Annotated in this window: 22 protein-coding genes and 1 pseudogene; 15 read left to right on the forward strand and 8 right to left on the reverse strand. The window is 71.2% G+C overall.

Annotation, left to right across the window (positions count from 1 at the left end; genetic code table 11):
* Window positions 1-81 precede the first annotated feature (81 nt).
* From PSC72_RS01905 to PSC72_RS01920, 4 genes are all read left to right on the forward strand, one after another.
* Window positions 82-1,257, forward strand: a complete 1,176-nt coding sequence (locus tag PSC72_RS01905) for a glycosyltransferase family 39 protein (protein WP_274324206.1) — start codon at window positions 82-84, stop codon at window positions 1,255-1,257.
* 93 nt (window positions 1,258-1,350) lie between these two features.
* Window positions 1,351-1,938 (forward strand): dCTP deaminase, encoded by a 588-nt coding sequence (dcd, locus tag PSC72_RS01910; RefSeq protein WP_274324207.1) that lies wholly within the window; start codon window positions 1,351-1,353, stop codon window positions 1,936-1,938.
* 84 nt (window positions 1,939-2,022) lie between these two features.
* A complete protein-coding gene (locus PSC72_RS01915) occupies window positions 2,023-2,919 on the forward strand; it encodes a thiamine-phosphate synthase family protein (RefSeq protein ID WP_274324208.1) in 897 nt (298 codons plus the stop codon).
* Window positions 2,919-3,584: a class I SAM-dependent methyltransferase gene (locus PSC72_RS01920; RefSeq protein WP_274324209.1), complete on the forward strand. Its 666-nt coding sequence runs from the start codon at window positions 2,919-2,921 to the stop codon at window positions 3,582-3,584. Before PSC72_RS01915 ends, PSC72_RS01920 begins: the two co-directional genes overlap by 1 nt.
* Window positions 3,585-3,995: 411 nt before the next feature.
* Here PSC72_RS01920 and PSC72_RS01925 read toward each other — a convergent pair whose 3' ends face one another.
* Window positions 3,996-5,258: a glycosyltransferase family 87 protein gene (locus PSC72_RS01925; RefSeq protein ID WP_274324210.1), complete on the reverse strand. Its 1,263-nt coding sequence runs from the start codon at window positions 5,256-5,258 to the stop codon at window positions 3,996-3,998.
* A gap of 256 nt (window positions 5,259-5,514) precedes the next feature.
* On the opposite strand from PSC72_RS01925, the gene PSC72_RS01930 reads away from it, so the two are divergent.
* Entirely contained in the window at window positions 5,515-5,778 is a 264-nt protein-coding gene (locus tag PSC72_RS01930) for a hypothetical protein (protein WP_274324211.1), read from the forward strand.
* A gap of 90 nt (window positions 5,779-5,868) precedes the next feature.
* On the opposite strand, the gene PSC72_RS01935 is transcribed toward PSC72_RS01930, so the two are convergent.
* Both PSC72_RS01935 and PSC72_RS01940 read right to left on the reverse strand, forming a co-directional pair.
* Window positions 5,869-6,390, reverse strand: coding sequence for a hypothetical protein (locus PSC72_RS01935; protein WP_274324212.1), 522 nt, complete (start codon window positions 6,388-6,390; stop codon window positions 5,869-5,871).
* Window positions 6,391-6,572: 182 nt separating this feature from the next.
* Window positions 6,573-7,184: a helix-turn-helix transcriptional regulator gene (locus PSC72_RS01940; RefSeq protein WP_274324213.1), complete on the reverse strand. Its 612-nt coding sequence runs from the start codon at window positions 7,182-7,184 to the stop codon at window positions 6,573-6,575.
* 144 nt (window positions 7,185-7,328) lie between these two features.
* Here PSC72_RS01940 and PSC72_RS01945 point away from each other — a divergent pair, with 144 nt between their 5' ends.
* Window positions 7,329-7,976 carry a hypothetical protein gene (locus PSC72_RS01945; RefSeq protein WP_274324214.1) on the forward strand — a complete coding sequence of 216 codons (648 nt, stop codon included), beginning with the start codon at window positions 7,329-7,331 and terminating at the stop codon, window positions 7,974-7,976.
* A 29-nt stretch (window positions 7,977-8,005) separates the two neighbouring features.
* On the opposite strand, the gene PSC72_RS01950 is transcribed toward PSC72_RS01945, so the two are convergent.
* Window positions 8,006-8,770, reverse strand: a complete 765-nt coding sequence (locus tag PSC72_RS01950) for a DUF7001 family protein (protein WP_274324215.1) — start codon at window positions 8,768-8,770, stop codon at window positions 8,006-8,008.
* A 71-nt stretch (window positions 8,771-8,841) separates the two neighbouring features.
* The gene (locus PSC72_RS01955; RefSeq protein ID WP_274324216.1) at window positions 8,842-8,988 is read right to left on the reverse strand and encodes a hypothetical protein; all 147 of its coding nucleotides are present in this window, start codon (window positions 8,986-8,988) and stop codon (window positions 8,842-8,844) included.
* Window positions 8,989-9,109: 121 nt separating this feature from the next.
* Here PSC72_RS01955 and PSC72_RS01960 point away from each other — a divergent pair, with 121 nt between their 5' ends.
* Together PSC72_RS01960 and PSC72_RS01965 are read left to right on the forward strand one after the other, a co-directional pair.
* Window positions 9,110-9,823: a class I SAM-dependent methyltransferase gene (locus tag PSC72_RS01960; protein WP_274324217.1), complete on the forward strand. Its 714-nt coding sequence runs from the start codon at window positions 9,110-9,112 to the stop codon at window positions 9,821-9,823.
* Window positions 9,824-9,846: 23 nt separating this feature from the next.
* Window positions 9,847-11,433 carry a SagB/ThcOx family dehydrogenase gene (locus PSC72_RS01965; RefSeq protein WP_274324218.1) on the forward strand — a complete coding sequence of 529 codons (1,587 nt, stop codon included), beginning with the start codon at window positions 9,847-9,849 and terminating at the stop codon, window positions 11,431-11,433.
* Window positions 11,434-11,450: 17 nt separating this feature from the next.
* Here the strand turns inward: PSC72_RS01965 and PSC72_RS01970 are convergent, their stop codons facing one another.
* Together PSC72_RS01970 and PSC72_RS01975 are read right to left on the reverse strand one after the other, a co-directional pair.
* Window positions 11,451-12,623 carry a PQQ-binding-like beta-propeller repeat protein gene (locus PSC72_RS01970; protein WP_274324219.1) on the reverse strand — a complete coding sequence of 391 codons (1,173 nt, stop codon included), beginning with the start codon at window positions 12,621-12,623 and terminating at the stop codon, window positions 11,451-11,453.
* 122 nt (window positions 12,624-12,745) lie between these two features.
* The gene (locus tag PSC72_RS01975) at window positions 12,746-12,982 is read right to left on the reverse strand and encodes a hypothetical protein (protein WP_274324220.1); all 237 of its coding nucleotides are present in this window, start codon (window positions 12,980-12,982) and stop codon (window positions 12,746-12,748) included.
* A 12-nt stretch (window positions 12,983-12,994) separates the two neighbouring features.
* Here PSC72_RS01975 and PSC72_RS01980 point away from each other — a divergent pair, with 12 nt between their 5' ends.
* Complete coding sequence (locus PSC72_RS01980; RefSeq protein WP_274324221.1) at window positions 12,995-13,159, forward strand: hypothetical protein; 165 nt, start codon at window positions 12,995-12,997, stop codon at window positions 13,157-13,159.
* Between the two features lie 119 nt (window positions 13,160-13,278).
* On the opposite strand, the gene PSC72_RS01985 is transcribed toward PSC72_RS01980, so the two are convergent.
* Window positions 13,279-14,211: a sulfide-dependent adenosine diphosphate thiazole synthase gene (locus PSC72_RS01985; protein WP_274324222.1), complete on the reverse strand. Its 933-nt coding sequence runs from the start codon at window positions 14,209-14,211 to the stop codon at window positions 13,279-13,281.
* Window positions 14,212-14,363: 152 nt separating this feature from the next.
* On the opposite strand from PSC72_RS01985, the gene PSC72_RS01990 reads away from it, so the two are divergent.
* The 6 genes and pseudogenes from PSC72_RS01990 (at window position 14,364) to hutH (ending at window position 22,567) form a co-directional block, all read left to right on the forward strand.
* Complete coding sequence (locus PSC72_RS01990; RefSeq protein WP_274324223.1) at window positions 14,364-15,305, forward strand: thiamine-phosphate synthase family protein; 942 nt, start codon at window positions 14,364-14,366, stop codon at window positions 15,303-15,305.
* Window positions 15,306-15,361: 56 nt separating this feature from the next.
* Window positions 15,362-16,666: a hypothetical protein gene (locus PSC72_RS01995; RefSeq protein ID WP_274324224.1), complete on the forward strand. Its 1,305-nt coding sequence runs from the start codon at window positions 15,362-15,364 to the stop codon at window positions 16,664-16,666.
* A gap of 73 nt (window positions 16,667-16,739) precedes the next feature.
* The gene (gene hutU, locus PSC72_RS02000) at window positions 16,740-18,542 is read left to right on the forward strand and encodes a urocanate hydratase (RefSeq protein WP_274324225.1); all 1,803 of its coding nucleotides are present in this window, start codon (window positions 16,740-16,742) and stop codon (window positions 18,540-18,542) included.
* Window positions 18,535-19,693: pseudogene (locus PSC72_RS02005) on the forward strand (agmatinase family protein). The gene hutU and the pseudogene PSC72_RS02005 overlap by 8 nt, the downstream one beginning before the upstream one ends.
* Window positions 19,681-21,006, forward strand: coding sequence for an imidazolonepropionase (gene hutI / locus PSC72_RS02010; protein WP_274324226.1), 1,326 nt, complete (start codon window positions 19,681-19,683; stop codon window positions 21,004-21,006). The pseudogene PSC72_RS02005 and the gene hutI overlap by 13 nt, the downstream one beginning before the upstream one ends.
* Window positions 20,999-22,567 carry a histidine ammonia-lyase gene (gene hutH, locus PSC72_RS02015; protein WP_274324227.1) on the forward strand — a complete coding sequence of 523 codons (1,569 nt, stop codon included), beginning with the start codon at window positions 20,999-21,001 and terminating at the stop codon, window positions 22,565-22,567. The genes hutI and hutH overlap by 8 nt, the downstream gene beginning before the upstream one ends.
* Window positions 22,568-22,591 lie beyond the last annotated feature (24 nt).

Here is a 22,591-nt window from a genome sequence, read left to right on the forward strand (position 1 = left end):
CGGTTCGTCCCCGAGAAGTCGCCGACCATGCGATAGCAGAAACAAGGTTTTCATGGGAGGCGGGAGTCGCCCACGCTACTCATGGTCCTCCGCCGCTCCAGCGTCGCGGCTGCTCTCTCCGACGCGCTCCCCGACAGAACCTGGCAACGGGACGCCGCGCTCGTCTTCCTCGTCGCGCTCGTCCTGCGGGCGTGGGTCTGGTCGAACAAGGGCACCATGGTCGTCCGGGACGCCACCCGCTACGTGACGTGGTGCAACGAGTTCTCGCTCGGGACGCTCTTCGGCACACGCGCGCTGGTCTACTCCGGCTACTGGCTCCCCTACTGCGGCTGGCTGCGCGCCACGGGCGAGTACGTCCACGGCTGGGTCGGCGTCCAGATCGGCCTCTCGGCGCTGTCCTGTGTCCTCGTCTACGCGACGGCTCGTCACCTCGTCGGACGCTCCGCGGGAATCGTCGCCGGCGGCGCGCTCGCCGTCCAGTGGGAGGTGTACCGCTGGGCCGTCCGCCCGCAGTCGGAGTTCATGCTGACGTTCGCCCTCGCGCTGGCGCTGTGGCGCCTCGCCCACTACCACACGACGCCGACGACGCGAAACCGCGTGCTCGCCCTCGGAACCCTCGGATTCGCCGCGCTCGTCCGGCCCAACGGCCTGCCGATCGTCGCCGCGTACTTCCTGTACGACCTCCTGCCGTCGACCAGCGACCACCGGCTGAACCTGGGGTTCCCCGCGAAGGTGAACTTCGCGCTCGTCGCCGGCTTCGCCGCGGCCATCGCCTACCGCCTGCAGTTCGGCTGGGCGAAGGGATCGATGCTCTACCACTGGCGGAAGGGGATCATCATCACGCCAGACCGGTTCGTCTACGACTACACCCCCGCCTCCGCGAGCGGCGTCGTCGACTTCTTCGTCGCCAACGCCGAACACGTCGTCGCCATCGCGGTCCTGCGCGGCCTGTGGTTCTTCTCGCCGGTCATGCCCGGGTGGTCCACCGGGCACGCGCTGCGGGCCGGCCTCACGCTCACGCCGCTGCTGGTCCTCGCCGCGCTGGGGATCGGCGCGGCCGCGGCCCGCGAGCAGTGGGACCTGCTCGTGCTGTGGGGGACGCCGCTGGTCGCGGTGGTCGTCACGGCGATGGGCATCTGGGTCGCCGGCTGGCGCAACTTCCTCGGCCCGGCCGTGGTCGTCTACTGCCTGTTCGCGGGCTACTACGTCTCGCTGACCGACTGGCCGCGCAAGGCGCGAGCGCTCACCCGAACGTAGCCGCCGATCCGCCCCACTCGGACGCGGTCGACCTCCGCTCGGGGAGCCGCTGACAACCGTGATGTTTTACCCCGAGCGGGCAGAGAAACCTGTATGATACTGTCGGACGCGGACATCCTGCGGCGCCTGGAAGAAGGGGATCTGGTGGTCGAACCGCTCGACGACCCGGACATCCAGATCCAGCCCGCCAGCGTCGACCTGCGCCTCGGGCGGGAGTTCCTGGAGTTCCAGCACGCCAACATCCCCTGCATCCACCCCAACAGCGAGAACGAAGTCGACGAGTACGTCGAGGAGACCGTCGTCGAGGGGGACGACGAGTTCATCCTCCACCCCGGCGACTTCGTCCTCGGCACGACCTACGAGCGCGTCCGCATCCCGGACGACCTCATCGCCCACGTCGAGGGGCGCTCCTCGCTGGGCCGGCTCGCCATCGTCGTCCACGCCACCGCCGGTCTGTGCGACCCCGGATTCCAGGGTCACATCACTCTCGAACTGTCGAACCTCGGAACCGCACCGGTTGCGCTCACGCCCGGCATGCGCATCTCACAGCTCACGTTCACGGAGCTGAAGACGCCCGCGGACCGCCCCTACGGCGAGGAGCGCGGCTCGAAGTACCAGGACCAGTCCGGGCCGCAGGCCTCGAAGATCCAGGGCGACCGCGAGTTCGGGGGCGACCAGTAGGGCGATGGTCCACGACCGAACTGCGGCGACGACCCGCGCGGGAGCGACCGGCGACACGACCCCCCGGCGAGCGAGGTGGTCGGCGTGAAGTTCATCGAGGAACTCGTCGTCGAGGAGTTCCTGCCGACGTTCCGCTCGATGCTCGCCGAGGCGCTGCGCGAGCGGGGGCTGACCCAGAGCGAGGTCGCCGAACACCTCGGCATCAGCCAGAGCGCCGTCTCGAAGTACGTCCACGGCGAGGTCGAGCGCAACGACCGCCTCCTCGGCGACCGGCGGCTGCGCGAACTGGTCGAGCGCCTCGCCGAGGGACTGGCCAGCGGCGAGATGAGCCGCGTCCAGGCGCTCGTCGAGGCCGAGGTGTTCGTCCGCCGGCTCGAACGCGACGGGCTGCTCGCGCAACTCCACGAGGAGGAGATGCCCGGCCTCGCGGAGTACGGCGACGACCGCTTCGCCATCCACGACCCCGAGAGCACCGTCCGCGCCGCCGAGGAGGTGCTCGCCTCGCTCCGCCGCGGCGTCCGCATCCTCGAAAACACGGACGACTTCCCGGGCCTGATCCCCGCCGTCGGGTCGAACCTCGTCGAGTGCCTGCCCGACGCCGACGGCATCGAGGACGTGGCCGCCGTCCCCGGCCGCATCCTCGACCTCGAAGGGACGACGGCCGTCCCGGCCGACCCCGAGTTCGGCGTCAGCGAGCACGTCGCGAGCGTCCTGCTCGCTGCCCGCGCCGGCGGCAGCGACGCCCGCGCGGCCCTGAACGTCCGCTACGACGCGGAGATCGTCGAGGCGTTGACCGACGCGGGCTACACCGCCGTGGAGTTCGACGCCGAGGGCGACCTGGAGCCGGCCATCGCCGACGCGCTCGCGGAGTCGCCCGACGCCGACGTGCTCTATCAGACCGGCGGGTTCGGCGTCGAACCGATCGTCTACGTGCTGGCGACCGACGGACCGACGGCAGCGCGGGTCGTCCGGGAGCTATAATGCCCGACGACGTCGGCGCCACGCAGTCGTTCTACGGTCGCTGGGCGCGGTTCTACGACTGGCTCGCGACCGCCCCCGGCGTCGGCTCCTGGCGCGAGCGCGCCGCCGACGCGCTGGGCCTCGACTCCGGCGACACCGTCGTCGAGATGGGCTGTGGCACCGGCGCGAACTTCTCGTACCTGCGCGACCGCGTCGGTCCGGACGGGCGGGTCGTGGGCGTCGACCTGACCCGCGGCATGCTGCGCCGCGCGAGCGAACGGATCGACCGCGCCGGCTGGCGGAACGTCCACCTCGCTCGCGCGGACGCGCGACGGCCCCCCGTCGACGGCCCGGTCGACGCAGTCCTCGCGACGTTCGTCGTCGGGATGTTCGCCGACCCCCGTCCCGCCGTCGAGCGCTGGATCGACATGCTCGTGCCCGGCGGGCGGATCGCGCTGTTGAACGCCGGCCGCTCCGACCGCCGCGTGGCCGCGCCCCTGAACCTCGGCTTCCGCGCGTTCGTCCGCGCGGCGGCGCCCGGCGACGGCCGCGAGTCGCCGTCGGAGAGCCTGGAGCGGCGCGTCGCCACCGCGCGCGACGCGGTGTACTCGAACTGCCCCGCGCACGGCTTCGAGGAGTTCGGCCTCGGCTACCTCGGCCTCGCCTGGGGCGTTCGAGGAGACTGAGTTCTAACGGTCGTTCGGGGAGTACACTGTTCTGCCCCGAAGTCTGTGACCGCTACCGCCGTAGATGTGCTGACCGCCAATAGCGTGAAAGCCCCGGCCTGCTTCGGTCGCGCGGCTTGCTGCGCGCTTCGGTCGCTGCGCTCCCTGCAGTGCTTGCGACGCCGTGCTTCCCGAAGCAGGCTGCCCCTTTCATTCCCACCCGTGTCGGCTGTTCGGCCAGTCTGTGCGGGTGGGTATGAAAGGGGCGACGCGTTCGACCGTCCGGGCCTCGCTGCGCTCCTCGGCCTTCGGCCTGCGGTGCTTGCGTCGTCCGGGACGGGTCGAACGCGTCGGGGCTTTCACCCTGTTCGCGGTGCTGACTCTCGGTTTCCGTGTATCTCCTCGGATCTCCGCTATCACGACAGGCCTCACTCAGGAGTCGTGCTCGAAGACGGAGGCTCCGAACGAGTCGGGCACGGACAGCGCCCCCGACTCGACGCGATAGATCAGACAGCCGGCGAGGGTCAGCAGGCTGCCGTAGAGGACGGGCGTCCCGAAGCGGAATATCGGCAAGAGCGCGTCCAGGATGGTCTGCGCGGTACCGGGGTCGAGCGGCGCCGTCCTAACGGCTTCCCGGAGCGTGCGGAACGACATCGAGAGGTTGGCGACGAGCGCGCCGGCGACGAACACCCGGCGGCCGCGGCCGGCGGGCAGGTCGTACAGCAGGACGACCAGCGAGACGGCCGTGTAAGCGTAGTAGAGCAACAGCGAGGGGACGGCGAGCACCATCGCGACGAGGGTGCCGTGGACGGCGACGTGGCGGTCGGTGGTCGTCTCGACGCGCCAGTAGAGGGCAGCGAGGACGGGCGCGAGCAGCGCCGCGGCGCCGACCGCGTACCACGTCGGGTCGACGGTCGGGAACAGCACCGAGAGCGGGCGGCGCAGGGTGACGAAGCTCCGGTCGGCCGGGAGGCCGCCGACGAACGCCGCGGTCTCCCGGCGGGGAATCAGGGCGTCGACGACGTAGGTGCGCGTCGTGTCGACGCCGAACGCGAGCAGGCCGAGGGCGGTCAGCCCGGCGGCGGTCCCGACGGCCGCGCCGATCGCCCGCCAGGCGCGTCTGCGGAGGAGCCAGAGTCCGACGAGACCGGGGAACACCTTGACGAACGCCGGGAGCGCCAGCGCGGCGCCGGCGCGCGCCTCCCGGTCGCGCGCCAGCCAGACGACCCCGGCCACGAGCGCGGCGACGAGGACGTGGTTCACCTGCCCGTAGGCGAGCGACGGCGCCGAGTGCGCGGACGCCAGCAGGAAGGCGAACAGCAGCGCGCGCTCCGCGCGGCCGACGGAATAGCCCAGCGACTCGACGTAGCCCGCGAGGAACCGGGTCGCGACGGCCGACGCCAGCCCGGAGACGAGCGTCATCGCGACGAACCCGGGCACCCAGCTCTCGAAGAGCGCGGAGGGGAGGAAGGCGAGCACGGTCGCGGGCGGGTAGAGGTAGTGAAAGCCGCTGTTCGGCGGGGTGGCTGCGTAGAAGTGCTCGCCCGCGAGGGCGGCCTCGGCGGCGACGTGGTAGACGCGGTAGTTGAGCCCGAAGGTACCCGGTCTGTTGACGGCGTAGTTGGCGAGCGCGATCAGCCCGAGAAGCGCTCCGGTCCCGAACACCGCCAGCGCGTCGCGCTTCCGGTGGGTCATACCGGCGATGCGACGGTGAGGGACTTGGGCGTGTCGCATCGGTGATAGCATATCGGCGGAGCGGGGCCGGCCGGTCACAGCGCAGACGTCCCGGAGTGCGCGAGCCGGCGGATCCGGCCCGGAGACAGTTTCGCGCCGCCAGCGTGCGGGTCGCGGGCTCTCTGTCGCGGCGGTAGGGCGGTCGGTGCGAATCGTCCTCCACCGACCCCGTTCGCCCGTCGCCAATTTTTTCACTGGCCCGAACTGATCGACGGCGATGGCTTCCGCAACCCGGCGCGGTGGCGCACCGCTGATCAGCGGGCTCGTCCTCGCTGGCGTCGCGACGCGACAGGTCGTACAGAGCGGTCTCACCCCCTGGTCGACGCTGGCGCTCGTCGGCGGTCTGGCCGCGATAGCGGTCGGCGTGGCCGTCCTGACCGGTCGGGGCGAGTTCGAAGCCGCCGACGGACGCGACCGGAAGACGAGCGTCGCGCTCGCCGGACTCGCGGTCGTGAGTATCGCCGTCGGCAGCGTCGTGTGACGATTCGACGACCGGCAGCGCGCGACCGGTCAGCGGGAACCCGGGTGGTTCCGGTCGGAGGGCCGGAGACGACGCGGTCTCCCCGGTCGGTCAGGCCGCGTTCTCGGCCGCGTCGGTCGCGGTACCGACCTCGACCTCGAACGTGCCGTTTCCGGCCGATTCGATCGCGGTCTCGGTGACCTCGACGTGCACGGATTCGTTCGCCGTCCGGACCTCCGGCTCGCCGACGTCGATCACCGATCCGGTCGACGGGTCCACGTCGGCGACGACGCGGGTCGGCGCCGTCTCGTTGCGCGCGACCCAGACCGAGACCTCGTCGTCGTCGCTCACCGGCGCCCACACGTCGAATCGAACCGGCTCGCCGTCGTCGAAGTGCTCGCGGACTTCGGCCGACGACCAGGCGGTCCGCCAGGCGTCTTCGACGACGGTCTCGGACAGGTTCCCGTCGGGGTCGACGGTGTCGACAGTGTAGTTCGCTGGCGGTGCGACCGCCGACGGACCCGCCGAAGCGGGCGCCTCCGTCGGGCTATCGGTCATCGCCGCGGCGACGACGCCGCCCGCACCGAGTGCGAGCGTCGCCGCCACCGCGAGCGTCAGTAGTTCGTGTCTCATGTGTCTCGCGAGGGCGACCGCCGGTCGGTGGTCGTCGCGGCCGCGACCGCCGAGCGGCCGGCGGCGCGACGGCCCGTCCGACCCGACCGCCCTCGTGCAAGCCTTCGACGAAAGACCTGAAAGTCATTGATTGGAAACAGGTTCGAAAACGGCGTGAAACCGGTGTAAAACGACGTTTCGGGCTACTGGAGCGTGACGAGGTTCCCCATCCCGTGGCGCTCGCGTTCGAGCAGGTCCCTGTGTTCGAGGGTGTCGAGCGTCCGGCTGACGGTCGCCTTCGACAGGTCGGTGTCCTCGACGATCTCCCGCTGGGGGAGCTCGCCCCCGGCGTCGAGCACGAGCCTGTAGACGGTCTCCTCGGAGTCGGTCAGCCGCTCCGCGACCGACTCCCAGTCCTCCCGGCGGGCGTCGCCCTCGGGGTCGGCGGCGTGCGGATCGGCGGTCGCCGTTCCCGCTCCGTCGGCGGCGGTCGCGGCCGCAGCCGACTCCGGAGTCGCCCCCTTCGAGCGGGTCGCCGTCTCGTCCCCGGGCGCCTCGTCCCGCGGGCCGGCGGAGGCGGACGCTCCGAGGAGTAGATACGTGCCGCTCGACCCGAGCAGCGCCGCCGCGACGGCGACGACCGCGACGTCGCCGTACGTGAAGTACCGGCCGATGCGAACGGTCTCGGCGCCGTCGGCGCCGACGGACACAACGACCGGCGACGACGTGATCAGCTGGACCGCGAGCACGAGCACCGCGGCGACGAAGGCGGCCGCGGCGAGGACGTGCCTTCCGTGGAGGGCTCGAAAGACCATACCGCGCGGTATCAGTCGGGCGGTCCTAAGGCGTATCGCTTTTCCCGCCCGAACGGGCCTGAAACGCCCGCGAAACGCGTTTCCAACGCGTTCCGAACGCCTTCCATCGCAGGGTTGATTGGCTCTTCCGGAGTCCGTACGCGTATGGTAGCCGGACTGCGCTCCCGACTCCTCGCCCTGGTGGCGCTGGCTGCCCTGGGCGCCGGGCTGGCGGTCGTCGGAACCTCGCTCGCGGGCGGGCAGGCGGCCGCGGGCGCGCCGGGAACCGCGTTCGTCGTCTCCGAGGACAACGTCTCGGTCGCGAGCGGCCACGGAGAGCGGACCCTGGTCGAGAACGTCTCCCGGGCCGAATCGATAGCGATCGAGCGAGTGGGAGCCGGGCGCTTCGCGGTCCGCGCGGAGCCGCCGATAACGGACCGCGAGCGCGAGCGGGCGAGAGCGATCCTCCTGGGCAACGAGACCGTCAGACGGGCGCTGGAGGCGATGGGCGCGTACGAACTCGGCGTCGAGCCGATCCGGAAGTTGAACGGCAGTTCCGCAGTGTCGATGAGCGGTAACGTGACCGGGACGACCGACTCCGACGGCGCGCAGGAGTTCCGGATCGAGAACGTCACCGTCCGCGGCGAGAGCGAGTCGGTCGTCCTCGACCGCGACGCGTCGTACGTCGAGGACGAGGCCAGCGTCAGGGTGCGGCGGCCGGCGACCGGCGAACTCCGGTACACGGTCCACGTCGACCTCGCGAACGGGACCGTCCGCGACGTGACGGACTGGGAAGCGATCCGCGACGAGTGAGACGCCGATCCGGTCGCCCGGCCGAACCGTCACGCGTCGTAGCGGTCGGCGTGTTCGTGACAGAACTCGGGGGCTCGCAGTTGCGCGCGAACGAGTCCGGGCTGTCGATGCGGATTGTGGAGCCGGCAGTCCTCGTCGTCACAGAAGCTCTCGCCGGTCGCGAGGTAGTGGTACGCCTGCAAGACGTAGCCCTTCAGCGCGTCGGTCGTCCGCGGGTCGTCGGCGACGAGGAACTCCCCCTCGACCTCGTTCTCCAGGACTTCCCGCGGCGGCGAGTCGCCCGAGAGCAAGGCGTGTCTCTGCTGTTCCTTGTAGTACTGCTCGGGCTTGGCGGGCGCCTCGTAGAGGCCGGGGACCGAGACGATACCGGGCTGGCCGAGCACGTTGACGCGCTTGTGCCAGCGACCGTCGTGGTCGCCCCAGGTCCCCACGACGCGGTCGAGCAGGGGAACGTGCAGGTGGTCCAGCCCGCGTTCGCCGGCCGGGAGCAGGTCGCAGAGGATTTCCTGGACCTGCAACCCGTCGTAGATGACGCCGCCGGCGCGTTCGGGGTTCTCCAGCGCGCGCTCCTCGTAGCGGACGATGCCGACCATCGTGTTGCCCGTCTCGCGCTCGTACGGCGAGAGCACCCGCGCCTCGGCGAACGACTCCGCCAGGCCCTCCCCGTCGTATACCGACAGGAAGCGGTCGCGCACGGACACCTCCGCCTCGACGCGCTCGCGGAGCCAGTCGGCGACCGCGTCGGCGTCGGCTTCGGTGGTGGGCGCGCGATAGAGCGTGACCTCCTCGACCATACTAATCGGTGGTACCACCGGGTGAAACTGGTTACGGTCCGGGTCGTGCGACACCGGCCCGGACGCCGCCCCTATATCTCGCTGCCGTCGAAGTGCTCGTGACGCCGGTCGTCCATCTCGGCGAGGTGGTCGCTGATCACGCTTCGTCGCCCCTTCCGGTTGCACGCCGTGGCCGGGCACGCGACGTACTCCCGCTCTGTTGCCTCCGTGTCGGGCATGTGCGGACCTACGCGTGCCCCCGCAAAATTCCGACTGCCCAGATACGTCCCGGATACCGTCGAGACGAATGCCCGAAAATATTATACGTCAATGCACAGACTAGCGCGTTAGAGAACAAACATGGGCAGGGAAAAATTCGAAGTCGCGGACGACTTCCTGACGATCGGACGGACGTTCGCGGAGTACCGACGGATGTTCGACCTCGGGGCCGAGGACCTGGCGGACCGCGAGATCCTCGACTGCGGCGGGGGCGCGGGCGCGTTCACGGCCACGGCAGCCGAACTGGCCGAGCGCGCCGTGGCTGTCGACCCGCTCTACGGCCCTCCCCCCGAAGAACTGGAGCCGGAACTCGACGCGGCGATCGAGTACAACGTCGCGCAGCTCCGTGAGAAACGGGATCTGTTCGTCTGGGACTTCTACGGGGACGTGGAGACCAGGGGGCGGTACCTCTGCGCCGCCGCCGAGCGGTTCCTCGCCGACTACGCGACGCAACCGGACCGCTACGTCGCCGGGGGCCTCCCCGAACTCCCCGTCGGCGACGACAGCGTCGACCTCGCGCTGGTCGCGAACCTCCTGTTCGTCTACGACGACCGGCTCGACCGCGAGTTCCACGCGGCCGCGCTCCGAGAACTGGCCCGCGTGGCGCGCGAAGAGGTGCGCGTCTTCCCGCTGCACTCGCTGGACCGCACCCGCTCGGCGTACGTCGACCCCGTCGCCGAGTCGCTCCGGGGAGACGGTCACGCCGTCGAACTCCGCGAGGTCCCCTACGAGTTCCAGCCCGGCGCGACGGAGATGCTGGTGCTCACGCCCTCCCAGACCACCCCAAGCGGTTAGGGTCGACCGGTCGAACGGACGGCATGGTCGACGCCCGCGAGTACCACGAGCGGACGAACCACTCGCCCGAGCGGTTGCGCGAGGAGTCCTTCCGGCTCGACCGGTCGAACCAGCCCCGCCCCTACAAGGTCTACGAGGACCTCCCCCGCTTTTCGCCCGACGGCGACCCCGAGCCACCCGAAACGCCCGCGCTCGCCGCCGTCGCGACAGACGACCCCGAACCGCCCGACGGGGTTCCGGATCCGACTGGGGACCCCGACGTCCAGGCCCTCTGTCACTACGCCGCCGGGATCACGAAGGAACTGGAGATCCAGGGGCAGTCGATGCCGTTCCGCGCCGCCGCCTGCACGGGCAAGCTCTACCACGTCGATCTCTACGCGGTCACCGGCGAGTGCGGACAGTTCGACCCGGGCGTCTATCACTTCGACCCGCACTCGGGCGAGTTCGACGTGCTCCGGGAGGGCGACTTCCGGCCCGTGCTCGCGGACGCCTCCGGCGACCACGCGGGCGTCACGCAGGCGCCGGTCACGTTCGTCGCCACCTCCCAGTGGTGGCGCAACGCCTGGAAGTACCGCGAGCGCACCTACCGCCACGCCTTCTGGGACTCCGGGACGATCCTCGCGAACCTGCTCGCCGTCGCTCACGGGAGCGGCCACCGCGCCGAGGTCGTCGCGGGCTTCGCCGACGACCCCGTGGTGAAGTTGCTCGGCCTCGACCCCGACGAGGAGGCCCCGCTCGAACTCGTCCCCGTCGGATCGAGCGCGCCGATCCCCGGCCGGCGTGAGTCGCCGAACACGACCGTGTCGCCGGACGCGACCGACTCTCCGAACTCGGACGAACTCGAACCCATCGACCCCGAAGAGCGACCGCTCTCGGACGATCCGGTCGACTACCCGCTCGTCCCGGACGCCTGGCGCCAGAGCGCGCTCGACGACGGCGAGGCCGCCGCCGCGTGGCGCGAGTCCGTCCAGGTCGAGGTCGCCGACGCCTCGCTCGGGGCGCGGCCCGACGCCGACGGCGAGCGCGTCGAACTCCGCCCCGTCGACGCGGAGACCGCCTCGGCGCGACCGGTCGGGAACACGATAGAGCGTCGGGGCTCCTGTCGCGACTACAGCCACGAGCCCATCAGCGACCGGAAGTTCGCCACGGTACTCGACCGGGCGCTCCGGGGCGTGCCCGCCGACGCCTTCGCCGGCGACCTCAACGGACTCCTCGACTGCTACTGCCTCGTCCACGCGGTCGACGGCATCGATCGGGGCGTCTACGAGTACCACCCCACCGACGACGAACTGGAGCGGGTGGGCGACACCGACCGCGAGACCGCGGGGCACCTCGCGCTCGGGCAGTCGGTCGTCGGCGACGCCGCCGCGAACGTGTACCTCGTGGCGGACGTCGACGCCGTCGTCGAGGAGTTCGGGAACCGCGGCTATCGGCTGGCGCAACTGGAGGCGGGCATCGCGCTGGGCCGCCTCTACCTCGCGACGTACGCCCACCTGGAGCTGGGCGGGCGCGGGTTCACCTTCTTCGACGGCGAGGTCGCGGAGTACCTGTCGCCGCACGCCGACGGGCAGACGCCGATGACGCTGTTCGCGTTCGGCAAGCCGGCCTGAGCGGACCGTGGCGAGCGCTACGCCTCGGCGAGTACGTGCAGGGTCTCGTCGTCGGTGACGGCGTACAACCGTCCGTCGGCGAGCGCGAGACCGCTCTTGATCCCGTTCTCGACCGAGTGGTCCCACAGCGACTCGCCGGAGTCCGTGTCCAGCGCGCGGACGACGCCCGCCGTCGTCCCGACGTACAGGGTTCCGTCGGAGACGATCGGCCCGTCCACGGCGCCGCCCTCGAACGACTGGTTCCAGTCCTCCTCGCCCGACGCCGCGTCGAGCGCGAAGACGGTGCCTCGCACCGACTGCGAGCGCTTGTTTCCGAAGTACACGGTCCCGTCGGCGTACGCCACGGTCCGCGGGACGATCGCCGTGTCGTGTTCGTACGTCCACTCCTCGTCGCCGGTGTCCGCCGAGCGCGCGGTGACGTAGGTCTCCTGGAGGTACACCGACCCGTCCGCGACCGTCGGCGTCTGGGCGTACGCACTGGCCCCCTCGATCCGCCAGATCTCCTCGCCGCTCTCCGCGTCGATCGCGTACAGGACTCCCTGCTTGTCCTCCTGCGCCGGCGTCGTGACGTACACGGTCCCGTCCGCGACGGCGGGCGGCGCTCGGATCGGCAGGTCGGTCGGGAACGACCACGACTCCTCGCCGTTCGCGGCGTCGAGCGCGACGAGCCCCCCGGTCGCCTTCCCGACGTACGCCCGCCCGTCGACGACGGTCGGGTACCCCTTCTCGGGGATCTCGTCGTAGGTCCACTCCTCGCTCCCGTCGGCGACATCGAGCGCTCGCATCCCGCCCGCCTCGAAGTACAGCTTCCCGTCCGAGACGGTGAGGTAGGCCGCGCTGCTCTCGAACCCCTTGGACCACTCTTCCTCGCCGCTTTCGGCGTCGAGCGCGCTGACGCCGCCCGGGGTCTCGGCGTAGACCGTCCCGTCGACGATCGCCGGCGTCGCCGACCACCTGTCGTCCATCGGCGCCGTCCAGACCTCCTCGACGGACGACGTGGGGCCCGATGCGTCCGCCTGTCCGGTCGCCGCAGCGTCGCGCTGCACCCGCGGCCACCCGCTCGTGCCGCTCGTGCCGCCGTCGCCGCCGCCGGTTATCGGATTCGATCCCCCGAGACAGCCGGCCAGCGCCAGCGCGCTCGCCGCACCCCCTGCGCGAAGGAACCGCCGTCGCGTGGCTTCCCGTTCCATACTCGAAACCACCAGCGAGTATTGATATAATAGTGTCGTCTCATTGGATCCGACAGGTCACCCGAGCCGTCGGGACCGTCAGGTCGAGTCGCCGGGCGGGTCACGTCGAATCGTCGGGCGCGTCACGCCGAGTCGGTCAGCGAGTCCGTCGCGTGGTGGGGCCCGAGCGGCCCGTGTTCCGGGCAGATTCCGGCGATGGGCGTCGCGTTGAGACAGCACTGCCGACTGTTCGTGGCGGCGAGGTCGTTCTGGAGTTGTCGGCCGCAGAGTCTGCAATACACCGTCTCGTCGGTCACTGGTCGCTGTTCGGGTTCCACCGAGAAAGCCTCGGGGGCCGCAAGCACTATCGTGTCTGGCACCTATCAGCTCCCATGGCACTCGCCGCGCTGGCGTTCTACGCCCTCGTCGTCTTCGTGGTCGTCGCCGCCGGGTCGTTCGTCGGCGCGATACTCGCCCTGCAGGTGTATCACGGAGATCGGGCAGGTTCGCTCTCCCTTCGGGAGTTGGTCCGACGGCTCAACAACGACACGAGATGACCGGTGCTCGTCCATGAGTGCTGTAATCGGTCGGATCGTTAGGTGGAGCGGCTACCGCAGGGAACGAGAGGCGTCGAAAGCCCTCGACAGCGCGCGCCAAAATCAGTTGCTGCTCGGAATTAGTCGTCGGCGGGCGCCGCGGCGTCGCGGCTCGTCAGGTCGACGGGGTCGGCGTCGACCTCCAGTTCGTCGAGGGCGACCTGGGCGGCGCGCTTGCCGGAGACGAGCATGGCGCCGAAGGTGGGCCCCATGCGAGGCAGGCCGTAGGTCGTCGCGGTGGCCATGCCGGTGACGACGAGGCCGTCGTGGGCGAGGCCGGTGTGTTCGACGACGGCGTCCTCGCTCTCGCCGACCCACATCGAGTCGTGACCGGGCGAGTCGTGGCCGGGGGCGCCGTAGGTGTCGTCGCCGGTCTTGTCCATGCCGCTGGCTTCCTCTTCGAGGCCCGGCGCGTTGAGGACGCCGCGCTCGTCGAGTTTCTTGACCGCCATCGCGTCGTGGCCGGTGGCGTCGATGACCAGGTCCGCCTCGACGGCGATGGGGTCGACGCAGGTGATCTCGCGGGGGAGCGCGTGGACCGGCGTCCAGTTCATGACGATGCCTCCCACCCTGTGATCCTCGCGGATCACGATGTCGGTGAACTCCGTCATGTTCTGCATCTTCGCGCCGGCGTCGCAGGCGGCCTTGATGAGGCCCGAACAGGCCTCGGGGCCGTTCGCGACGTAGAGACCCTCGGAGTCCTGTGACTGCTTGTGGTCGACTTCCAGCTCGTCGAGGACCTGCTGGGCCGGGTCGCGGACGGTGACCTTGTTCATGAGGAAGCCGCCCAGCCAGAAGCCGCCGCCGAGGTAGTTGTTCTTCTCTACGACCATCACCTGCACGCCGCGCTCGGCGAGCTCCTTCGCGGCCATCAGCCCCGAGGGGCCGCCACCGACGATGATGACGTCCGAGTCCGAGAAGTCCATGAACTCCTCGGTCCACTCCTGCCCGATCGCTCGCGTGACTTCCGCTTCGCCGACGTCGCTGAACTTGTCGAAGCCTTCCTGGCTCATATTACCGAGTGTTAACAGCTGGTGGTAAAACGTCTTTCGCTATAATCCGGTTGTACAATAGCGTTTTCTCCGGGGAGAGCGGTCGAGCCGGCGCACAGCGAACCCGGCGGTTGTACAACGGACTTATACCTCGGCCGCGGGAATCGGCGTCCATGTCGCTGCGGCTCCCGAGCGAGATCGTGGTAGAGCGGTTCCTGCCCACCGCGCGGACGATGCTGGCCGCGGAGTTACACGACCGCGGGTTCACCCAGAAGGAAGTCGCCGACCGCCTGGGCCTCACCCAGGCGGCCGTCAGCAAGTACCTCCGCGGGGACGTGACCGTCGAGGACCGCTTCGCCGACGACGAGCGGATGCAGGCCACGGTCGACGCCATCGCCGACGGGTTCGCCGACGGCTCGATGGACGGCTACGAGGCCCTCGCCGAGTTACTGGACCTCGTCCGAGCCTTCGAAGACAGGGGGCCGATCTGCGCGGTCCACGAGGAGGAGATGCCCGCGCTGGAGGGGATGGGCTGTGACCTGTGCGTCCGCGGGACGGACGACGCCGTCCTCGCCGAGCGCGAGGCGCTGGCCGCGGTCCGCCGGGCGTCCAGGCGGATCTCGAACGCGCCCGGGATGGCCGCGCACGTCCCGAACGTCGGCACGAACGTCGGGACGGCCGTCCCCGGCGCCGCCGACGCGACGGACGTGGCCGCCGTCCCAGGCAGACTCCAGGCCGTCAACGGCCGGATCATGGTCCCCGCCGACCCGGAGTTCGGCGCCTCCCAGCGGGTCGCGGGCGCGATCATCGCGGCGATGAGCGTCGAGTCGGACGTGCGGGGGGCGCTGAACCTGGCGACCTCCGCTGAACTGCTCGACGCGGCGCGCGAGCGCGGCATCGACCCCATGGAGTTCGACGCGTCCTACGAGGACCGCGGCGAGCGCCTGCGCGAGCGGTTCCGCGAGCGCGGCGCGGTCCCTCGCCTCGTCTACCACGGGGGAGCGTTCGGCATCGAACCCGTCTGTCACGTCTTCGGCGAGACGGCGGTCGAAGCGGCCGCGCTCGCCGTCGAACTGGTCGAGAGCGCGCCGACCGGGCCGCGACCGGAAGACTGAGACGACCGTCGAACCGTCCGCCGGGTTTTCGATACCGGTGGCCGAACTGCCGCCAGATGGCCCTCCGCACGTCAGTTGCGACGGTCCTCGCAGTAGCGCTCGTCGCGCTCGCCGGCTGTTCCGGTCCGCTCGCCGGCGACGCCGCGACGCCGACAGAGCCCTCCTCGTCGACGGCGACGGAGACCAGCACGGCCACGCGAACATCGGCGGACGCCACCACGTCAACGCCGACGGCGACCGACACGCCGACGGCGACTCGAACGCCGGTCCAGTCCCCGACGGACGGCGCGGGATCCGGCGTCGGGGAGAGCGAGCGGGTCGTCGTGAACAACGGGACGCTCTCCGTCAACGCGACGACGGTGTACCGCCGCGTGGAGCGGTTGCTGGGCGCGGACGCGCCGGCGCCGACGGTCGAAGTGACGGAGCGACCGGCCGTGAACCTCAGCGGTGGGTCGGTCCGCTCAGAGCGCCGGGCGCTCGGGTTTCGAGCGGGACCGGGATCTATCGGGGAGTGCGGCGACATCTATCCGGCGAACGCCGGTGCCGACGAGGTCCGCGTCACCGTCGGCGACCGGTCCCCCCGGGAGGTCGAACTCGTCCTGGTCCACGAGTTCGTCCACGTCCTCCAGTACAACGACAGCGACTACGACGAACTGTCCAACCAGACCGACTACACGCTCGGGCACGCGCTCGGCGAGGGTGCGGCGGTGTACGCGGCCCAGACCTACGGCGAGCGCTACGGCGCCAGTTACGACGGGAAGACGCCCGTCGAACTCCGGCGCTGCCTCTACGAGCGGGTCGGCGACGCCGACCGCGAGTGGATCGGCCAGTACTACTTCGGGGCGCGGTACTACCAGCAGCGAGTCGACTCGCCCGCCGACTTCTCGACGGTGTACCGCTCTCCGCCGCGGACGACGGAGCAACTGATCCACGGGCTCGAACCCGGCGCCGAACCGCCCGCGACCCTCTCGGTCGCCGTCGAGTCGAGCGGTGACTGGCGGGCGGAGAGGCGGGAACAGAAGGGAGAGCTCGCGCTCCGGACCTGGTTGCGGGTCGGCCTCGACGGCGAGCGGGTCGACACCGCGGCGAGCGGGTGGGGCAACGACACCTTCGTTCGGTTCGAACGCAACGGCACCGACAGCGTGGCGTGGGCGATCCGGACCGATTCCGCGGCGGACGCCAACGAACTCGAGGCGGCGGTGACCGACCTCGCGACCGTCCTACGCGACCGGAACGCGACGACGGTGCGGCAGGTCCGCGCCTCGGACCGGACGCTCGTCGTCTTCGCGGGCCAGAAGACGTTCGTCTCGAACGCCACCGCGAGCGGTACCGACGGCGACGTCACCCTCACCGTCCCGTAACCGTCGGCGGGAGTCGGGCGGCGCCGGCCGCGGGCGCCACGCCGCTTTTGTCCGTCTCGCTCCAAGTCACCGCATGGCACAGCAGGAGACCGATAGCGCCGCGGTCGGCGAGCCGAGCGACCAGTGGCGCTCGTATCAGGGGGCGCCGACGGGGACCGACATCGAGTGCGAGGGGTGGCGCCAGGAGGCCGCGCTCCGCATGCTCAACAACAACCTCGACCCGGAGGTCGCGGAGCGCCCGGAGGATCTGGTCGTCTACGGCGGCACCGGCCGCGCCGCGCGCTCGTGGGACGCCTACGACGCCATCCTCGCGGAACTGCGCGACCTCGGGGAGACCGAGACGCTGCTCGTCCAGTCGGGCAAACCCGTCGGGCGCTTCGAGACCCACGAGCGAGCGCCCCGCGTCCTCATCGCCAACTCCAATCTCGTCGGCAAGTGGGACAACTGGGAGCACTTCCACGAACTCGAGGCGAAGGGCCTCATCATGTACGGTCAGATGACCGCCGGGTCGTGGGCCTACATCGGCACGCAGGGGATCATCCAGGGCACGTACGAGACGCTCGCCGAGGCCGCTCGCCAGCACTTCGACGGCTCGCTGGAGGGGCGAATCGTCGTCACCGGCGGGCTCGGGGGGATGGGAGGCGCCCAGCCGCTCGCGGTCACGATGAACGAGGGGGTCTGCATCGCCGCCGAGGTCGACGAGGCCCGCATCGACCGCCGCATCGCGACCGGCTACTGCCAGGAGAAGACCGACGATCTGGACGAGGCTATCGAGCGCGCCGAGGAGGCCGCGGAGGCGGGCGAGCGCTACTCCGTCGGCGTCCACGGCAACGCCGCGGACACGCTCGAAGCGATGCTGGACCGGGGGTTCGTCCCCGACGTCGTCACCGACCAGACCGCCGCCCACGACGCCCTGGAGGGGTACTACCCGTCGGGATACACGGTCGCCGAGGCCGACGAACTCCGCGAGACCGACCCCGACCGCTACGAACGGGAGAGCCTGGAGACGATGGAACGCCACGTCGACGCCATCCTGGAACTCCAGGAGCGCGGCGCGGTCGCCGTCGAGTACGGCAACAACATCCGCGGACAGGTGGCCGACTGGCGGACCGAGCGCGCCGGCGGTGCGAGCGGGGACGGCGAGCAGCCGTGGCCGCTCTCTGGCGCCGCGACCGGCGAGCGCGACGCCTTCGATTTCCCGGGGTTCGTCCCCGCCTACGTCCGCCCGCTGTTCTGCGAGGGCAAGGGGCCCTTCCGGTGGGTGGCGCTCTCGGGCGACCCCGCGGACATCCACCGGACCGACGACGCGGTGAAAGAACTGTTCCCCGACAAAGACGCCCTCCACCGCTGGATCGACCTCGCCCGGGAGCAGGTGTCCTTCCAGGGCCTCCCTGCGCGGGTCTGCTGGCTCGGCGCGGAGACCGACGAGCAGGGAGTCACCGAGCGTGCCCGCTTCGCGCTCCGGATCAACGAACTCGTCGCCGACGGCGAGATCGCCGCGCCGGTCGTCGTCACGCGCGACCACCTCGACGCCGGCAGCGTCGCCTCCCCGTTCCGCGAGACCGAGGACATGCGGGACGGCTCGGACGCCGTCGCCGACTGGCCGATCCTCAACGCGCTCCTGAACTGCGCTGCGGGCGCGGACATCGTCTCCGTCCACGACGGCGGCGGCGTCGGCATCGGCAACGCGCTGCACACCAACAACCACGTCGTCCTGGACGGGTCGGACCTCGCGGCCGAGAAGGCCAGGCGAGTGTTCACGACCGATCCCGGGACGGGCGTCGTCCGCCACGCCGACGCGGGCTACGAGCAAGCGCTCCAGCAGGCCCGCGAGTCGGCCGTCCCGGTCCCGATGGAGGACCGAACGGATGAGTGAGGACGCCCGCGGGGCCGCCGCGAGCGACGGCCTGACGCCGCCGCCCGAGTGGGTCGGCCCCTCCGCGGACCCGAACGACGAGCAGTTCGGCCACGTGGTCGAAGCGGCGACGCTGGACGACCTCGACGAGTACGGCGCCGTGATCGTCGGCGAACCGTACGACGGCGCAGTGATCGGCCGCCGCGGCGCGGCCGAGGGACCGACGGCGATCCGGGAGTCGCTCGCCGCGACGAAGACCCACCACGTCGACCTGGGGCCGATCTCCGTCGCGGGCGACCCCGCCGACGAGGACGGCGAGAACGTCCCGCACGAGCGGATCCACGGCCCGGTCGGACCGGGCGTCGGACTCGCGGACCTCGGCGACGTGGTACTGCCGGAAGCCGACGAGAGGTCACCGAGCGGCGATGGCGGCGACGGCAGCGACGGCGGCGACGTGCCGGTCGACGACAGGGACCGCGAGCCGTCGGTCGACGCCGTCCAGGAGCGCGTCCGCGCGGTGACCGAGGAACTCTACGGAGAGGGCGTCGTTCCGGTCTTCCTCGGCGGCGACAACTCGCTGACCTACCCGAACGCCGCGCCGCTGCTCGATCAGGGATCGCTCGGCGTCCTCAGTTTCGACGCGCACCTCGACTGCCGCGAGGTCCGCGAGGGCGTCGGTCCCACGAGCGGCACGCCCTACCGGCAGCTCCACGAGGCCGGACTGGACGAGATGGTCGTGCTTGGCGCCCGGAACTTCGAGACGTCGACCGCCTACCACGACTACTTCCACGAGCAGGGCGGCCGCATATTCACGCCGACGGACGTTTCGGAGGCGCCCATCGACGTGATGGACGACGCCATCGCCTCGCTGGGCGACGTGGACGCCATCTACGTCAGCGTCGATATGGACGTCCTCGACGCGGCCGCCGCGCCGGGGGGTCAGCGCGCCGACGCCGGGCGGGCTGACGACGCGGGAACTCTACCGGTTGCTCGAACACGTCGCGACCCACGGCCGGGTCGCGGGCTTCGAGGTCGTCGAGTGCGCGCCGCCGCTGGACGAGACCGGCCGGACGACCGACGCCGCCGCGCGGGCCGTCGCGCACTTCCTCGCCAGCCTCGCCGCGCCGAAGGGTCGCCACTCCCGACGGGGGGGCCCTCGATGGGTGACCTAACCGCCGTCGTCCGCGACGCCGCCGAGGTCGCGACCGCCACCGGCGACCTCCGGGGTGACGACCCCGCCGGCGTCGTCGAAGACGCCGCTGTCGCGGTCGTCGACGGCGGTATCGCCGCCGTCGGTCCGACCGAGGAGGTGACCCGCGAGTACCCGCCGGAGAACGCGACGCACGCCGTGGAAGCGCGCGGCCGAGCGGTGATCCCGGGCTACGTCGACTCGCACACCCACGCCTGCTTCGCCGGCGACCGCTCCGACGAGTTCGAGGCGAAACTCCAGGGGACGACCTACGGCGAGTTGCTCGCCGCGGGAGGCGGGATCCACCGGACCGTCCGCGCGACCCGCGCCGCCAGCGACGGGGAACTGCTCGACAACCTGCTCGACCAGCTCGACGTGATGGTCGCCCACGGGACGACCACCGTCGAGGTGAAGTCCGGCTACGGCCTCGACACGGAGACCGAACTGCGGATGCTCGACGTGATCGACCGCGCCGACGACCGCCACCCCGTCGACGTCGTCCCGACGTTCATGGGGGCTCACGCAGTTCCCCGAGATTACGACGGGGACGGTGACGCCGTCGACGCCGACGACTACGTCGACCGGGTCGCCTCGGAGCAACTGCCCGCCGTCGCCGACCAGGGGATCGCGGAGTTCTGCGACGTGTTCTGCGACGAGGGCGCGTTCACCGTCGAGCAGTCGCGGCGCGTCCTCGAAGCCGGGAGGGAGCACGGCCTCACGCCGAAGGTCCACGCCGAGGAACTCGCCCACCGCGGCGGGACGAAACTCGCCGCGGAGGTCGGTGCGGCGAGCGCCGACCACCTGCTGCACGCCACCGACGAAGACGTGCAGGCGCTGATCGACACGGACGTGACGCCCGTCCTCCTGCCGGGGACGGCCTTCGGCCTCGGTGCCGACTACGCCGACGGGCGGGCGATGGTCGACGCCGGCGCGCCGGTCGCCGTCGCCACGGACTTCAACCCGAACTGTCACTCCCAGAGCATGGCCTTCGCCTCCGCGCTCGCCTGCGTCGAGATGGGACTCACGCCCGCAGAGGCGCTCGTCGCCGGGACGCGCAACGGCGCCCGCGCGCTCGACCGCGAAGCCCTGGGGACCATCCGCGAGGGCGCGTCCGCGGACCTGGTCGTCCTCGACGCGCCGTCGCACGTCCACGTCCCCTACAGCTACGGGATCAACCGCGTCGCGACCGTGCTGAAAGCGGGTCGACCGGTCGTCGGCCCGGAGTGGACCGGCGAGCCGGGCGACTCCCCCCGTGACGAGCCAGATGACGAGTCGGAGGGCGAGAACGATGAGTGAGGTCGTCCTCGACGGCGAGTCGCTGACGCCGGCGGACGTGGTGGCGGTCGCCCGCGAGGACGCGACCGTCTCGGTCGCCGAGGATGCACGAGAGGCCGTCCGCGCGTCCCGCGAGCGCGTCGACGACGTCCTCGCGAGCGACGAGGCGGTCTACGGCGTCAACACGGGCTTCGGCGAACTCGTCGACCAGCGCATCCCCCGCGAGGAGGTCGAGACGCTGCAGACGAACCTGCTGCGGAGCCACAGCGCCGGCGCCGGCGAGGAACTCCCCGCCGAGGCCGTCCGCGCGATGCTCGTCGCCCGCGTCAACGCGCTCGTCAAGGGCTACTCGGGCATCCGGGAGGTCGTGGTCGACCACCTCGTGACGATGCTGAACGAGGGCGTCACGCCGGTCGTCCCCCGGACCGGGAGCCTCGGCGCGAGCGGCGACCTCGCGCCGCTGGCCCACGCGACCATCGTCCTCATCGGCGAGGACGCGCTGGCCCGCGCCGACCTCGAACCGCTCACCCTGCGCGCCAAGGAGGGGCTGGCGCTCATCAACGGGACGCAGCTCTCGGTAGGACTCGGCGCGCTCCTCGTCGCGGACGCCGAGCGCCTCGTCCGGGCGGCGGACGTCGCCGGCGCGCTCACGACGGAGGTGACGATGAGTTCCACGGTGCCGAGCCACCCCGCGATCCAGGCGGCCCGGCCCCACGACGGCCAGACCGAGAGCGCCGCGAACGTCCGCCGCCTGACAGCCGACTCGGAGATCGTGGAGTCCCACCGCAACTGCGACCGCGTGCAGGACGCCTACTCGACGCGGTGCCTCCCGCAGGTCCACGGCGCGGTCCGCGACGCCGTCGCGCACCTCCGCGAGGCCGTCGAGACCGAACTCAACAGCGCGACCGACAACCCGCTGGTGTTCGCAAGATCGACTGTCGCCAGTCCCGGGGAGGACGAGGGCACCGCGGCCGCGGCCACGCGCGCCAGCGGCACCGACCGCGCGGCCGTCCTCTCGGGCGGCAACTTCCACGGCGCGCCGCTCGCCCACCGCCTCGACTACGTCGCGGCCGCCCTGACCGACCTCGCCGCCGTCAGCGAGCGCCGCGTCGACCGCATGCTCAACCCGAACACGCAGGAACCGCACCTGCCGCCCTTCCTCACGCCCGACCCCGGCGTCCGCTCGGGCTACATGATCGCCCAGTACACCGCCGCCGCGCTCGTCAACGAGTGCCGCGGGACGGGCCGCCCCGCCACCGACAACACGCCCGTCAGCGGCAACCAGGAGGACCACGTCAGCATGAGCGCCACCTCGGCGTTCCAGGCCCGCGACGTGGCCGAACGCGTCGGGCGCGTCCTCGGGGTCGAACTGCTCTGCGGCGCCCAGGCCGCCGAGTTCGTCGAGGACGACCTCACGCCGGGCCGCGGCACCGGCGCGGCCTTCGAGGCGGTCCGCGAGCGGGTGCCGCCGCTGGAGGGGGACCGTCCGCTCGCCGGCGAGATCGAGACCGCCGCGGATCTCGTCGCCTCGGGCGACCTCGAATCGCGGGTGAGCGAAGCGCTGGACGAGCCGCTGGAGTGAGTCGCTGAGAGGACCGACGGTGAC

Source organism: Halosimplex aquaticum, assembly GCF_028747785.1.
In the GTDB taxonomy this organism is placed as follows: domain Archaea; phylum Halobacteriota; class Halobacteria; order Halobacteriales; family Haloarculaceae; genus Halosimplex; species Halosimplex aquaticum.